The organism is Halolactibacillus miurensis (genome assembly GCF_900116255.1).
GTDB classification, from domain to species: domain Bacteria; phylum Bacillota; class Bacilli; order Bacillales; family Amphibacillaceae; genus Halolactibacillus; species Halolactibacillus miurensis.
This window is the reverse complement of the sequence record NZ_FPAI01000001.1, coordinates 12,421-28,009: the sequence shown is the minus strand read 5'-3', so window position 1 is coordinate 28,009 and position 15,589 is coordinate 12,421. Positions and strand designations below refer to the sequence as shown.

The window sequence follows — 15,589 nt, the reverse complement described above, 5'->3', positions numbered from 1 at the left end:
GCGTTTTAAAGGCCTATATAGGCGTTTTGATTCGTTTTTTAGATTAAATGTAGTGACTATTTTGTCTATTTTTTAAAAACAGTTATAAACTTCGTTAATATCATGATAAGAGTCGACGCTTGATCCATGCACACTAAATGTTTCACGTGAAACATTTAGTGTGTCGTTTCTTCTGGGGCGTGAGAAACTAATACTTTTTTTAATTTTGATTCGAACTTTTTCCGTGGAATCATGACGCTGTGATCACAACCCGTACATTTAATTCGAATATCCATACCCAAACGAATGATTTCCCAGCGGTTCTCTCCGCAAGGATGTGGTTTTTTCATTTCGACAATGTCATGTAAATGATAGATTGGTTTTGCCACTAACAACGCCTCCTTTTCACCTTTATCATTCTACCATTAGACTGGTTGTTTAGGCTAGCTATATTAATTGATTAACTGATGAATTGATAGCCAATGAGTAAGACGGTGACAATAAGAAGTGCAGGTATCAAGTTCGCAATACGAATCTTTGTCATCCCTAACATATTAAACCCGATCGCAGCAATCATCAGCCCACCTGTCGCTGTCACATCTACAATCCATAAATCTAAGAAAGTTTCTGGTACATAACGATAAATAACAACGGCAAGTAACGCAATCGCGCCTTGATAAATGATCACAGGGAATACCGATAACCCTACGCCAATCCCTAATGTTGTCGTTAAAATCATCGATGTAAAACCATCCAGAATTGATTTCGTGTACAAAATACTATGATCATAGCGTAAGCCACTGTCGAGTGCGCCGACAATACCCATAGCACCAATCACAAAGATCAAACTTGCGGTAATAAATCCTTGAGATATGCGCTGATCAACAGACTTTTTACTGATAAGTTGTCCGACACGATCACCGAATTGATTGAGGCGGTCTTCTAACTTAAAGACTTCGCCTAAAATACCTCCAAACATTAAACTTATAATCACAATAATTAACTGATTGACCTCGAAAGCCATTTGAAAGCCAATTAAAATGACCGCTAAACCAACCGCATTAAGTGCTGTTTCTTTATATTTTTCTTCAATATTCTGTAGAAACAAACCAATAACGGTACCTACAATAATCGTCAATCCATTAATAAGTGTACCTGTTAAAGCCATGAGCCACCTACCTTCCTATGCCAATGTTTCACGTGAAACATTGGCGGCTATTTTATTTTTCATTCATTTTCTTTACGATTGTTTCACGTGAAACAATCGTAAAGAAAATGCCTCGCTTACCTCATTGGTAAGCCAGACATTCTCATTTAATCATTCAATAACTCAATGATCCGCTCTAAATCCTTATTGTTATAGTATTCTATCTCAATCTTACCTTTTTTCTTACCTTGATTAATCTTAACACTTGTTCCAAATCGTTGACGTAATAATCTTTCTTGCTCTGCTACAAAGATATCTTTTTTAGGTTTGATCTTCTTCTTCGTCTCTTTAACTTCATTAAGTGATTGAATTAACTGCTCAACCTGACGGACATTTAACTTCTCCGAAGTTATCTTTTTAATAACTTTATCCAGCGTGTCTTTATCTTTTAATCCAAGTAACGCCCGACCATGCCCCATAGACAATTCACCGTTATTAATCATCGCCGTTACTTGCGCTGGAAGTTGTAACAACCTCACCAAGTTAGCAATGTGTGGACGACTCTTGCCTAACTTTTGGGCTAAATCTTCTTGAGTTAAATTATGTGACTTCATTAAGTTCACATAAGCCTGTGCTTCTTCAATTGGTGTTAAGTTCTCGCGTTGTAAATTCTCTAACAAAGCAAGCTCCATCATTCGTTGGTCATCCATATCTTTAATAATAACAGGTACCGTCTCTAGTCCTGCCTCTTTTGCCGCCCGGTAACGACGTTCACCAGCAATAATTTCAAATCCTTTAACAGATTCTCTCACTAACAATGGCTGAATAATACCATAAGTTAAAATCGATTGCTTAAGTTCCTCAATAGCTTCAACTTGAAACGTCTTACGTGGTTGATATGGATTGGGGCGACACTTTGTCAGTTCTACCTCAACGACTTGTCCCTCTCGCACATCTTCATTTTCATTTAATTCCGGAAAGAACGCATTAATGCCTTTACCTAGTCCTCTAGCCATTTGACATCACTTCCTTCGCTAATTCAAGATACACTTCCGCACCACGTGACTTCGGATCATATGTAATAATCGGCTGTCCGTGACTTGGTGCTTCTCCTAAACGAACATTCCGAGGAATGATTGTTTGATAAACTTTATCCTGGAAATACTTTTTCACTTCCTCAATGACTTGTAAACCTAAATTCGTTCGTGCATCAAGCATTGTTAATAGGACACCTTCAATTTGAAGCGATTTATTTAAATGCTTTTGAACTAATCGTACAGTATTTAGTAATTGACTCAGTCCTTCAAGTGCATAATATTCACACTGTACAGGGATAATCACACTATCTGATGCTGTCAACGCATTGAGTGTCAACAAGCCAAGTGATGGTGGGCAATCAATAATAATATAGTCATAGTTTGGAACAGCTGAAGCTAACGCTTTTTTAAGTCTTTGTTCTCGTGAAATTGTTGGTACAAGCTCAATTTCAGCACCCGCCAGTTGAATCGTAGCTGGTACAATATCTAAGTTTTCTACATTTGTAGGTATCACAACATCTTTTGCTTCTAAGTCTTCGACAAGCACATCATAAATACACTGGTCGACGTCGGCTTTATTAACGCCTAGCCCACTTGTAGCGTTACCTTGTGGGTCAATATCGACAAGGAGCGTCTTGTGGCCATAATAAGCTAAGCATGCGCTTAGATTCACTGATGATGTAGTTTTCCCTACGCCGCCTTTTTGATTGGCTACGGCGATTACTTTTCCCATGGTAACACTCACCTCTAATTTTAGAACTTCTTTTCTATTCTATCACTATTTTAAAAATTATACAGCGCCAAAAAACAGATTCAAACATATTTAGCTAAAATTTTTATAAAAATTGTCATTAGAAGCGGTGTTTATTAATATTATCTCTTGATTTTTGTAAATATGAACACTTGCCAAAGGTGATTTGAACTTTTAATTCATGCAAAAAGACCGCCTATTATGTCAGGAGGTCCGCTTATACTAAAATTATGATTTTTTGTTCATCCATAGCTTCATATCACGGGTCGGTGTACATGATGTTTCATAATATAAGGGACTTACTAAGATAGTAATAATCCCTAGGATCATAACCGAAAACAATACCTGTTCTGCTGATATAAAACCAAAGACACCTAGTAGAGCTGGTGAATAACTTAATAATAAGAGCTTGCGATTTCTTTTTTACGTCCGTTCATGCCAGCACTGCTCATGTTTACAATATGGGCATTTTATATGTGGTGTAAGTTTAAACGTCCGAATAAAGACATGTCTACATTTCCAACGGGTATGACACTTTTGACACGTTGCCATGCTCTATCCTCCCTTTCTTCTTAAAATGGTCTAAGAATCTAATTTAGGATAAAAACAGCAACCATGAAGTCATGATTGCTGTTTTCTAGGTGAATGAAACACTGGTATTAATGTTTTTTTGGTATTTTTATCGTGATTTGATAATAGTCATCTAAATCTTGTTCATCTGTTTCCAGATTAACACCTGTATCCGAGACCATGGTCAGTGATTGACGAATCGTATTCATCGCAATACGCACATCTTTACTAACCCCTTTAAATCGCGGCTTTTTAGGTTTTTCTTTTGGTTCAAGCTGATTTTTAATCCGTTCTTCAGTCTGTTTAACATTGAGACCTTTTTCAATGATGTCTGCCAGTAACTTCACTTTTTGATCATCATCTTTTAAACGGATCAATGCTCTAGCGTGTCGTTCGGTGATTAATTTATCCGTAATCGCTTGATGAACAGCTTCCGGTAACTTCAGTAACCTTAACTTGTTCGCAATCGTCGACTGACTCTTACCTAATCGCTGGGCAAGTGCTTCTTGCGTGAGCTGATGTAAGTCTAGTAAGCGCTGATAGGCTTGTGCTTCTTCAATGACCGTTAACTCTTCTCGCTGTAAGTTTTCAATTAGAGCGACAGAGGCGGTTTCTTTGTCATTCATCTCACGAATGATCGCAGGGATTGTTTCCCATTCTAAAGAACTGACCGCTCTAAAACGGCGCTCACCTGCAATAATTTCGTATTGTTTTTCATGATCATCGATTTGTCTTACGACAATCGGCTGAATCATACCATGAGTATGAATGGTTTGAGCCAATTCAGCAATTTTCTCTTCGTTGAATATTGAGCGCGGTTGATAACGGTTCGGAGTAATTTCTGCTAGTGGAAGTTGCATCACTTCATCCGGATTAATTGTCTCCTCAATAGTTTCTTCAATTGCGTCGACCTCTTCTTCCCTCGTTTGCTCTTTTTCACCCATACCAAATATGCGACCAAATGGAGGTAACATACTATACACCACCTTTTCTTCCGTCTTACCGATTCTACTATTTTTAATGAATGTTTCACGTGAAACATTCTCTGTTTCTTTTATTCGGATCCTTAAGGCTATCCATACTTCTACTATTCTATCATATAATCAGATAAAAATATGCGATAATCATTGAAAAAATATCGAATATCTTATCGTGTCATGACAAAATCCCCATTAAGCTAATGGGGATTTGTTTGGTGTTCCTGGTTTTCTTGGATATTGCTTCGGTGTTTGACGACGTTTAACGATTCTCACAATATTACGTTCACCTTGATCTTCTGGTAAATCAAAGGTGAAAATACTGTCCAGTTCCCCGCCGAGTAACTCAATCGCATTTTTAGCTTCTTTAAGTTCTACTTCAGCATTTGGGCCTTTCATCGCAATAAACTGCCCCCCTGTTTTTACAAGTGGTAAGCACAGTTCACTTAAAACAGATGTTTTTGCTACGGCTCTTGCGAGCACTAAATCAAACTGATGTCTAAATTGTTTATTTCGACCGAATAATTCTGCCCGATCATGATAAAACGCCACTTCTGTTAGCTCTAAAACTGCGGCTAAGTGATTAAGGAAAGTGATCCGCTTTTTAAGTGAGTCCACAATCGTTATTTTTAACTGTGGGAAACAAATTTTTAACGGAATACTAGGGAAACCTGCGCCCGCACCCACATCACAAATATTTAATTCTTGTGTGAAATCAACATAAAAACTAGCCGTAATTGAATCATAGAAATGCTTTAAATACACTTCTGTTTCTTCTGTAATTGCCGTTAAATTAATTTTCTCGTTCCATTCAACGAGCGTCTTAAAATATATATCAAATTGTTCAATTTGACGTTCAGACAAGTTGATACCTTCTTGTTTTAATCGCTCAACAAACTCTGTAATAGTCATAAAACGTTCCTTTCTTCCTGTTTATGTGACAGTTATTTCACTTAACGCTCGTCTTCAGAGAGACGTTTGATCTGACCTTGTTCGATATAGACAAGTAAAATCGAAACATCGGCTGGATTAACTCCTGAGATACGTGACGCTTGTCCAACGGACAACGGACGAACTTTTTCAAGTTTTTGTCGTGCTTCCGTCGCTAAACCACTAATGGCGCTGTAGTCAATATCTTCAGGAATCACTTTGTTCTCCATCTTCTTCATCCGATCCACCTGTTGACGTGATTTTGTAATATAGCCTTCATATTTCACTTGAATTTCAACTTGTTCTTTCACGTCAATATCCAGAGAACTGTCTTCCTCAAGAATTCTCTCGATGACATCATAGGTAACTTTTGGACGTTTCATTAATTCGAGTGCTTTTAACGGTTCTTTTAAGTCTGTTTCACCAATTTCTTGAAGAATAGCATTAAGCTCGTCGTTCGGTTTGATGACAATTTTACTAAGGCGTTTTTGCTCGTCTTCAATTGCCGCAAGTTTTTGTTCAAATGATTCGTAACGTTCGTTGCTTATTAAGCCTAAGTCATGACCTAATTTAGTCAAACGTAAATCAGCATTGTCGTGACGCAACAGTAGACGATATTCTGCACGTGACGTGAGTAACCGGTAAGGTTCATTTGTCCCTTTAGTGACTAAGTCATCAATTAAGACGCCAATATAGGCTTGTGAGCGGTCTAAAATCAACGTCTCTAATGATAGAGCATGAGCCGCTGCGTTAATACCCGCCATTAATCCTTGACCTGCCGCTTCTTCATAACCTGATGTCCCGTTAATTTGACCCGCCGTATATAATCCAGAAATGCTTTTTACTTCTAAAGTTGGCCATAGTTGGGTTGGGACAACCGCATCATACTCAATCGCATAACCCGAACGCATAATTTCTGCTTCTTCTAAGCCCGGTATTGAACGCAACATTTTATGTTGCACAAATTCTGGTAGTGATGTTGAGAATCCTTGGACGTAAACTTCTTCTGTGTCACGACCTTCAGGCTCTAAGAAAATCTGATGACGTGGTTTATCATGGAATCTAACAACTTTATCTTCAATCGATGGACAGTAGCGTGGTCCTGTTCCTTTAATCATACCAGAATACATCGCTGATAAGCCCAAGTTCTCGTTGATAATTTCATGGGTTTCTTCCGTTGTGTACGTCAGCCAACAAGGTATTTGATCAACAATCATTTCTGTCGTCTCATAAGAGAAATGACGTGGATTGTCGTCCCCCGGTTGAATTTCTGTTTTACTATAATCAATCGAGCGTGAATTAACCCGCGGTGGCGTACCAGTTTTAAACCGCACAATATCAAAACCGAGTGATTCTAAGTTTTCCGCCAGCTTGATTGAGGCACGTTGGTTATTAGGACCTGATTCATACGACACATCTCCAATGATGACTCTCCCGCGCATAAACGTACCGGTCGTAATAATCACCGATTTTGCGTAATATGCTGCTTTTGTCTCAGTTAAAACACCTTTTACTTCACCGTCTTCGACAATCAATTCTTCTACCATAGCTTGTCGCATCGTTAAATTATCTAACTGTTCTAATTGGTATTTCATCTCTTGAATATATAGCGGTTTATCCGCCTGTGCTCTTAGCGCACGCACCGCAGGTCCTTTACCTGTATTTAACATGCGCATTTGAATATATGTTTTATCAATCACTTTTCCCATTAACCCACCTAACGCATCAATTTCCCGGACAACCACCCCTTTGGCGGGTCCTCCAATCGATGGGTTACATGGCATAAAAGCAATCATATCTAAATTAAGTGACAACATTAATGTTTTGGCTCCGCGCTTAACAGCCGCATGAGCGGCCTCAACCCCCGCATGCCCAGCACCAACTACAATAACGTCATAATGACCTGCATTATACATGTTTATCTTTATCTCCTTTGTTTTGTTACTTTCCTAAACAGAATTGTGAGAACAACTGATCAATTAAACTATCTTGAACCGTATCCCCAATAATCTCACCAAGTAATTCCCATGCGCGTGTGACATCAATTTGGATTAAATCAAGTGGCATCTCGCTATCAATTGCCATATCGGCTTCGCTTAAACTCTGTTTTGCCTGATTCAACAACTGAATATGACGAGCATTTGACACATAACTCAAATCACTTGATTCAATGCCACCCGTAAAGAACGTATCTGCAATCGCTTGTTCTAACTGATCAATACCGGCTTCTTCAATAAGTGATGTCGTCACCACTGGTTTCCCATCAATAAGGCGTTTCACTTCATCATGGTCAAGCGTTGCCTCTAAATCGGTTTTATTAATGAGAACGATCACTTCCATATCCCGCACGATTTCTAATAACTGTCGGTCCTCATCGGTTAAGACATCATTATTGTTTAAAACGAGCAAAATAAGATCCGCTTCATTTAATACTTGGCGTGAACGCTCTACACCAATTTTTTCAACTAAATCTTCTGTTTCACGAATACCAGCCGTATCAACTAATTTAAGTGGTACCCCGCGCACATTGACGTACTCTTCAATAATGTCACGTGTTGTCCCCGGAATATCGGTGACAATGGCTTTATTTTCTTGCACGAGTGCATTCATTAGCGATGATTTTCCGACGTTTGGACGACCGATAATCGCCGTGGAAATACCTTCTCGTAAAATCTTTCCTTGTTTGGCCATTGCCAACAATTTTATAATCTCGTCAGAAACGAGCGCAATTCGTTCTTTTAATAAATTTAACGTCATTTCTTCTACATCATCATACTCTGGGTAATCAATATTAACTTCCACATGGGCAACTGTTTCAATTAATTGTTGGCGCAATCGGGTAATTAATTTTGATAACTTACCATCAAGCTGTCTAACGGCCACATGCATCGCTTTATCTGTTTTGGCACGAATTAAATCCATCACCGCTTCTGCTTGTGATAAATCAATCCGACCATTAAGAAAGGCACGCTTGGTGAATTCACCCGGCTCTGCGAGTCTGGCTCCGTGGTAGAGCGCTAATTCTAATAACCGGTTCACTGAGGCTAAGCCACCGTGACAGTTGATTTCAACCACATCTTCTCTGGTGAACGTTTTTGGCTCTCGCATGACACTCACCATAACCTCTTCAATCATTTCCTCGGTATCTGGTTCGACGATCCGGCCATAGTGAATCGTATGGGAATCGACTGTTGTTAAATCTTTTCCGCGGTACATTTTATTCGCAATCGTAAGAGCTTCATCCCCACTTAAGCGCACAATCGCAATCGCTCCCTCACCGAGTGGCGTCGAAATCGCCGCAATTGTATCTAATTCCATCATTTCACAACACCTCACTTTTTCTTTATCTTACCCTTATATCTATTTAAACCTCTTATATTATGTCTTAGTCAACACGTATTACTAACTAATTAGAATATCATAAATAAACAAAAAAGAATAGCCATATACTTATCCACTGTGGATAAGTATATGGCTATATGAATTAAGTATCTTTTAAAGTTGTGCACAAGGGGATAGTTTAAAAATATTAGAGATGTTATCCACAACGCTTATCATTGAAAAACCGATAACCACATTTGCCGTTTGTTTTTACTAGATACATCGCTTCGTCCGCCTGTTTCATCAATAATTCAAGTGAAGTGGCATCACTTGGATAATGACTGACACCGATAGAAGGTGATGTGAAAATCGTCGTATCTCCAAATGTGACTGGCGTTTCAACAAGCGCCACAATCTGTTTAAGCAAGTGCTCGATCAGCTGATCTGACTGTCCTGATATGATAAAGGTAAACTCATCGCCACCAAGTCTGGCAATGACTGCGTCACTATCACATGCTCTAATGGTTGTCTTTATACGCGTGGCAATTTCTATTAATAATGCATCACCAACCTGATGACCGAGTGAATCATTGATAGCTTTAAAATTATCTAAATCAAGAAACCCAATATAACACGGATACGTGTCTTCCTTGATTCGTTTAGTTAAATCATAACGGAAAGCTGTTCGATTTTTTAAACCTGTTAAGCTGTCGTAGTAAGCGAGCTTCCTTACTTGATTTTGTTTTAATACGTCCGCGGTAATGTCTTTACCAATACCAAACATCCCTGTAAAAATACCTTCAACTAAAATAGGAATAACGGTTAGATGAAGCACCCTTTGTTTGTCGCTTACATCCAGTGTCACTTGATACTGCTTTGTTTCACCTTGATAAAAGGCATCGCGATCAGTGATTAACTGCTCCCGATCAGACGTCAACAAAACATCAAGACTATATCGTCCAACTAAACGGGCTTTAGGTTGCTGAAACCATTCGCACGTGACGTCATTAACACTCGTAAAATAGCCGTCTGAATCAATAGAGAATACCGCATCAGGATGATAATCAAATAAAGACTTATACCGTTGTTCGCTAATAGCTAAGTCCAACGCTTTCTTCTCGTATGCTTGTACGAGATAATGATTTTCTAAAATAACAAAGACTTGACGAACAATCACAAGAATAAATGTGACGATCGCACCAATTAATAACACGGTATCTTGTCGTTCATCAACCACTAACAACACAATAAGCAAAAACACATTAACATAAGGTAAGATATAGTGACGCGCGCGTCTTTTAACTGGATGATGAGCACGCGTCATTTCCTCCTCATCTCTAAAATAGAAACTTGCCGCAATCAGCATCACCGCCAAGCTAAAGAAAGGATCAATCCAATTGTTAGACTGATAGTCAAAATGGATGGTCATGACTAGATAACTGATGTCAGCGATAATTTGAATCACGACACCAAACAACATTAAACGAAGCGCCTTATTGGCGTAAACATAAGCTGACATATAAAAAATCATTACTAAACCAAAAAGAAGCAACAAATCTCCAACGGGATAGATGACAGAGACAACAATTTCAAATAGTCGCATGTCCCCGTCAATCACGAGCGGTTCAATGATGTAATACCACGAAAGACTGATGGTCACAACCATAATAATTAACAAATCCAACATAAACTTCACAAAACTATACTTCCGTTCCGGATGAACGACTTTATAGCCTACTGCCATTAAATACCCAAACAGTTGCAGTAAGTAAAAGACATCTGGTAAACCGGGGTACGGCACTGCTTGTCCTAAGATTGTTTCATAAGTAAACCAAATTACTTCGGCAAGTAATATGCTACCGGTTCCAAATAATAACCAACACCATAAGCCTCGATCGTCACTGCGAAGTTTAACAGCCGGCCATAGCCAGATAAACGCTAGCATCATACTAACAAGCGATAAAATATTTCCTCCAGTCGTTCTCATGTTATCACTATTACTAAACATCAGATTCCACACTAAATACAGTGCTGTCAGCACTATACTTATCCACAGATAGTTATGTTTGTTTTTTAAACGCATCATACTAAAGTCCCCATTTAACAAATCATTTATGACCTATGACACTTAATAACCTGAAAAACACAAAATATAATGAAAATTTAACTACGGAATTATTATACATCACGCATCCAAATTATGCACTTGATCTTGCTAAATGGTTGCCGATACATACGACTAGCCGGGTGACTAATGATGCATCTTTATAGTGTTGTTATTCTGTCATCATTGATTAATTCAATGAGGCACTTAGTAAAATCAGTCCACTCTTCAGGAAATTCTTGATGGCCATTTTTTTTACGTTTATATGTCTCAAACGTTAAGATAACTTCCCAACTCGTCCCATCTAATACATTCGGTGCATTATAGTTAGTGTCCCACAGCTTAATCCGAAGATGTTCTAAGTCCTCTAACAGCTTTGTGATTGTCGTTTCTTCTAGTATACTGAGACAAGGTTCTTCCATCTTTCGCTGATGACTATATGATAATTCCCTTGTATTAAAATCTAGCGTTAATTCGAAAAAACCTTCATGAAAACCACCAATAGAAACAAAAAAATGTGTTAATTGCTGCGCATGTTTCATCCACTCACTCCTTTCATTCACCCCAGCCCAAACAAAATGTAACAGTCATTTATGTTAATCATACTAAACCTTGACTTGATTAAGGGGACTTATATCGTAACGTTCACAACATTTCGATGTGAAAAATCAAAAAGAGTGCTAAAAGAAAGTTCATTCTTTCCTCTACGATGACTATACGATTAAACAATCAATGATTTTATATGCCTTAGGCTATATAACTTGATTTTTGTGTTATAATCGGGCAGGATTAAGCTTGTACAAAAATTATACATACCGGAGGAACCACTTATGTCTTACAAAAAAATAGCCTTATGGAAAAGCGTGAAAACACATGCGGTACTGATACTCATTACCGTCTTACTAATTAATGCGACGCTATCGAGCTTCGTGCTTTATTTAATTGAAATGACTGGCATCAATTTAGGGATTGTCGGAACGTTCTTAACCAACTTTATGAACATCATTCTAGCCACTATTCTTATTGCGGTTTTTTTAAACTATTACATCATCCGCCCCATTCGTCATATGGAGAAGAAAATTTATCAATTTGAACAGGGTGAACGTGATATTCGGATTCGTTCGAAAAACTTTAATGAGATTGGTCGCCTAGCTGATCGTTTAAATCATTTATTTCATGAAATCGATCAAAATGAACAAAATAAACAAACGGAAATCGAACAAATTGAAACAAAGACAACACATTTAGCCAGTAAACTTGATACATTAACAGCCGATATTGAATTACTCGGACAATCATTTGATCAAGTATCTGAGACAACGACAGACCAACTGTCAACATTTGAAGAAACAACCGCCTTAACAGATGAAATGAAACAACATTTTAACGAGATTACTCAAACTTTGCTTGAATTAACGGCTGATTTTAATGCGATGGAAGCAAAAACAACAACAGGGACCAAACAAGTAACGGCTTCTTCAAAAGCGATGCGAAAGATTGCGACAGAAGCCAGTGAAACAAAGACACTCGTTCATAGCTTAACGACAGAGATTGAACGTATTCAAGATATCGTCACCTTAATTAATGATATTGCCGAACAAACGAATTTACTTGCCTTAAACGCATCGATTGAAGCAGCACGTGCTGGTGAACATGGAAAAGGCTTTACGATTGTAGCAGATGAAGTGAGAAAGCTGGCTGAACGTTCAGTTGACGCAACATCAAGTGTCAATGATACCGTTCAACAAATCTTAACGAACGTGACCGCCTTCACTGAACAAACCGATCAACAAGCGAGTACCATTGATGATGAGTCTGAAAAGATATTACGCATCAATGAAGACTTTGCTTTCTTTACCGACCACATTAAAAAAACCGTCACAACGATAAATAATGTGGCTGATAAAGCAACAAATGTACAAGCATCCAGTGAAGAGATTACCTCTGCAATGAATGACGCGACGTATAAGTCAGAAGAAGCAACGACTCATATAGTCTCAACGAAAACATCTCTTGATCAAGAGATAGCTTCACTGAAAGGTTTACGAGAAGATATCGTTGAATTAAAAGCTCTCTTTCAGACCGACACACTAAAAGAAATCGCAAAGTAAGCAACTATCTCTCAACTATTACTATGGTTGAGAGACTTTTTTTAAAATGACGTGCAAGTCATATGCTTTTGGGGTATACAGAAGGTATAGATTTGACTAGAGGAGGATTCTGATATGCGCTATGCAAAAATAATTACGTGGTTAAGCCTACTAGCCATGACGGCTGGTTTATTGAATGGCTTTATTCATGGTGACTTTTTTGTTGATGGAGGAGCTTTATTTGAAAACCCGTGGGGGGTCATGTCACTCATTGATTTATATGTGGGATTTGTACTCTTTTCGTTATGGATCGTATACCGTGAATCATCAAAAATTAGCATCGTCCTGTGGGTTGTTGCGATGATGATTCTCGGCTTTTTCACCGGCTGTATTTATATCTTAAAGGCACTTTATGAGTCTAATGGGGACTGGGATATAGTCTTTCACGGCCACAAGGATAAAATCGTATGATACGGCTAAAAGAATGGCAGGAACAACTCCAGCTTGTATTTGAAAAGAAAACAAGTGATGCTCTTATTCCACCGGTCTTATTCTTCCTTGTTAACCAATGGTTATCATTAGAAATCGCTAGTCTCGTCACCTTTATTTATTTAATTGGTTTAATTATCTACCGGAAAGTGAAACAAGACCCAGGCAAGTATGCGTATGTTGGCGTTGTTGGCGTCATACTATCTATTGGCCTTAGCTTATTATCAGGAGAAGCGATTAATTTTTATTTACCTGACTTAATTACAACCGGCGGGATTGTGCTGATCTGTTTCGGGTCACTGTTGATTCATCGACCGATTGCCGCACTACTCAGTCATTTAACCCGCGGTTGGCCACTTGATTGGTATAAACGTTCAGATGTCACCCCAGCTTATCGTTATGCAACCATCATCTGGGGAAGTTATTTCTTATTTCGGCTTGTCGTTCAAAGCTATTTCTACTTTATGGATCAATTTTCAAACTACTTCTTCTTTAATACATTACTCGGCCTACCAATGACGATTGTGATGTTGATTGGTAGTTATGTCGTTGGAGTAAAGACATTAAAAAAATTAGAAGGACCGAGTGTCGACGAGTTTAATCGTGGAGACGCGCCGCCTTTTAAGGGACAACAACACGGTTTTTAGGTCAATAATACAAAAGCTATGCAAGAAGTCAAAGGCCTATCAATCAAAAATAACAAAAAAAGAAGCCACTTCGGCTTCTTTTTTATATCTTTATATCTCTAACTTTATTTCGCTTACTTTTTCAATGGTTTAATCACAACGTGACGGTTAGGTTCTTGTCCATCTGAGAATGTTTCAACACCTGATTGGTGTTGCAGTGCACTATGAATGACTTTACGTTCATATGATGGCATCGGTTCTAATGTCACGAGCTTTTTCGTTTTTAATGCTTTATCAGCTAAACGATGGGCTAATTGTTCAAGGGTTGCCGCACGTCGTGAGCGATAATCTTCCGCATCAACAACCACACGGAAGCGTGTCTCTGATTGACGATTTAACATAACTTGCACAATATGCTGCAAAGCATTTAACGTTTGACCGCGTTTACCAATAATCATCGCAATTTTCTCGCCTGATAACTCAAATGTGACAGAATGATTATCGACTTTCGTTGAAACGACAACATCACTAGAGAAAGCTTCTGCCATCACTTTTAAATACATCGCCGCTTGTTCAACTGGATCTTCTTTAACGGTGACTTTAACAATCGCCCGTTTTGATCCAAACAAGCCTAACATCCCTTTTTTACCTTCTTCAATAACTTCAATATCAACGTGGTCCTCTGTGGTGTTAAGTTGCACTAACGCTGATTGGACCGCATCTTTGACTGTTTGTCCAGAAGCAGTTACCTGTTTCACTAGTTATTTCCTCCCGAAGTTTGCTGGAATTTGAATGGCTTACGAATAAAGATCGTTTGCAGTACCATAAAGACGTTACCTACAACCCAGTATAACGCAAGGGCAGCTGGGAAGAACATCGACATGACACCAATCATGATCGGCATCATATAAAGCATCATCGTCATTTGTGGATTCCCTGCATTTTGTGTCATGTTTGTGCCGGCCATTGTTAACTTCTGTTGTAAGAACGTGGCACCGGCTGCAACAATCGGCAAAATATAAAATGGATCAGGGTTTGATAACTCAAACCATAAGAAATTACCATCTTGTAATCCTGGTGTCCGCATAATTGCGTGATATAACCCAATTAAAATTGGCATTTGAACAATCATCGGTAAACACCCTGCCATTGGATTCACATTGTATTCTTTGAATAACTTCATTGTTTCTTCTTGTAATTTTTGTTGTGTCTGTGCATCTTTTGAGCTGTATTTTTCTTTTATTTTATTTAACTCAGGTTGTACCTCTTGCATCGCTTTTGAACTCTTTAATTGTTTCACGTTAAGTGGAACAAGAACCGAACGAATCACAAGGGTCACAACAACGATGGCCCAACCAAAACTACCTCCAAATAAATCTGCCGCTGACGTGATGAGCCAAGATAATGGATACACAAAGTATTCATCCCAAATGCCATTACTTTCTGCGGTAATTGGTGCGTTAATATCTCCACACCCTGACAATAATAAAACTAAACCAATTAAGGCCGCTAACAATAAGACCTTTTTACGCATGATCTTCCTCCTTAACATATATTTATCCATATAT

At 38.5% G+C, this 15,589-nt stretch carries 15 protein-coding genes; 3 read left to right on the top strand and 12 right to left on the bottom strand.

Going from position 1 to position 15,589, the window contains the following annotated elements:
* Window positions 1-155 precede the first annotated feature (155 nt).
* The 10 genes from BM390_RS00125 to BM390_RS00080 form a co-directional block, all read right to left on the bottom strand.
* On the bottom strand, window positions 156-368 hold the full coding sequence (locus BM390_RS00125) for a DUF951 domain-containing protein (protein WP_062322814.1): 213 nt from the start codon (window positions 366-368) through the stop codon (window positions 156-158).
* A gap of 71 nt (window positions 369-439) precedes the next feature.
* A complete protein-coding gene (locus tag BM390_RS00120; RefSeq protein ID WP_062322812.1) occupies window positions 440-1,147 on the bottom strand; it encodes a DUF554 domain-containing protein in 708 nt (235 codons plus the stop codon).
* A 146-nt stretch (window positions 1,148-1,293) separates the two neighbouring features.
* Complete coding sequence (locus BM390_RS00115; RefSeq protein ID WP_062322810.1) at window positions 1,294-2,142, bottom strand: ParB/RepB/Spo0J family partition protein; 849 nt, start codon at window positions 2,140-2,142, stop codon at window positions 1,294-1,296.
* Window positions 2,135-2,896: a ParA family protein gene (locus BM390_RS00110; RefSeq protein WP_062322809.1), complete on the bottom strand. Its 762-nt coding sequence runs from the start codon at window positions 2,894-2,896 to the stop codon at window positions 2,135-2,137. Before BM390_RS00110 ends, BM390_RS00115 begins: the two co-directional genes overlap by 8 nt.
* A gap of 677 nt (window positions 2,897-3,573) precedes the next feature.
* A complete protein-coding gene (gene noc / locus BM390_RS00105) occupies window positions 3,574-4,458 on the bottom strand; it encodes a nucleoid occlusion protein (RefSeq protein ID WP_062322806.1) in 885 nt (294 codons plus the stop codon).
* A 198-nt stretch (window positions 4,459-4,656) separates the two neighbouring features.
* Window positions 4,657-5,373, bottom strand: coding sequence for a 16S rRNA (guanine(527)-N(7))-methyltransferase RsmG (gene rsmG / locus BM390_RS00100; RefSeq protein WP_089852675.1), 717 nt, complete (start codon window positions 5,371-5,373; stop codon window positions 4,657-4,659).
* Between the two features lie 41 nt (window positions 5,374-5,414).
* Complete coding sequence (gene mnmG / locus BM390_RS00095; protein WP_089852674.1) at window positions 5,415-7,307, bottom strand: tRNA uridine-5-carboxymethylaminomethyl(34) synthesis enzyme MnmG; 1,893 nt, start codon at window positions 7,305-7,307, stop codon at window positions 5,415-5,417.
* A 25-nt stretch (window positions 7,308-7,332) separates the two neighbouring features.
* Window positions 7,333-8,709 carry a tRNA uridine-5-carboxymethylaminomethyl(34) synthesis GTPase MnmE gene (gene mnmE / locus BM390_RS00090; protein ID WP_089852673.1) on the bottom strand — a complete coding sequence of 459 codons (1,377 nt, stop codon included), beginning with the start codon at window positions 8,707-8,709 and terminating at the stop codon, window positions 7,333-7,335.
* Between the two features lie 220 nt (window positions 8,710-8,929).
* Window positions 8,930-10,798, bottom strand: a complete 1,869-nt coding sequence (locus BM390_RS00085; RefSeq protein ID WP_062322804.1) for a diguanylate cyclase domain-containing protein — start codon at window positions 10,796-10,798, stop codon at window positions 8,930-8,932.
* A gap of 179 nt (window positions 10,799-10,977) precedes the next feature.
* Window positions 10,978-11,358, bottom strand: coding sequence for a hypothetical protein (locus tag BM390_RS00080; protein WP_062322802.1), 381 nt, complete (start codon window positions 11,356-11,358; stop codon window positions 10,978-10,980).
* Window positions 11,359-11,646: 288 nt separating this feature from the next.
* Between BM390_RS00080 and BM390_RS00075 the strand changes: the two genes are divergently transcribed.
* The 3 genes from BM390_RS00075 (at window position 11,647) to BM390_RS00065 (ending at window position 14,042) form a co-directional block, all read left to right on the top strand.
* A complete protein-coding gene (locus BM390_RS00075) occupies window positions 11,647-12,927 on the top strand; it encodes a methyl-accepting chemotaxis protein (protein WP_062322799.1) in 1,281 nt (426 codons plus the stop codon).
* Between the two features lie 114 nt (window positions 12,928-13,041).
* Entirely contained in the window at window positions 13,042-13,377 is a 336-nt protein-coding gene (locus tag BM390_RS00070) for a DUF1475 family protein (protein WP_062322797.1), read from the top strand.
* Entirely contained in the window at window positions 13,374-14,042 is a 669-nt protein-coding gene (locus BM390_RS00065; RefSeq protein ID WP_062322795.1) for a DUF3159 domain-containing protein, read from the top strand. The genes BM390_RS00070 and BM390_RS00065 overlap by 4 nt, the downstream gene beginning before the upstream one ends.
* A 113-nt stretch (window positions 14,043-14,155) precedes the next feature.
* Here the strand turns inward: BM390_RS00065 and jag are convergent, their stop codons facing one another.
* Window positions 14,156-14,779: an RNA-binding cell elongation regulator Jag/EloR gene (gene jag, locus BM390_RS00060; RefSeq protein ID WP_089852672.1), complete on the bottom strand. Its 624-nt coding sequence runs from the start codon at window positions 14,777-14,779 to the stop codon at window positions 14,156-14,158.
* Window positions 14,779-15,555, bottom strand: a complete 777-nt coding sequence (gene spoIIIJ / locus BM390_RS00055) for a YidC family membrane integrase SpoIIIJ (protein ID WP_062322793.1) — start codon at window positions 15,553-15,555, stop codon at window positions 14,779-14,781. Before spoIIIJ ends, jag begins: the two co-directional genes overlap by 1 nt.
* Window positions 15,556-15,589 lie beyond the last annotated feature (34 nt).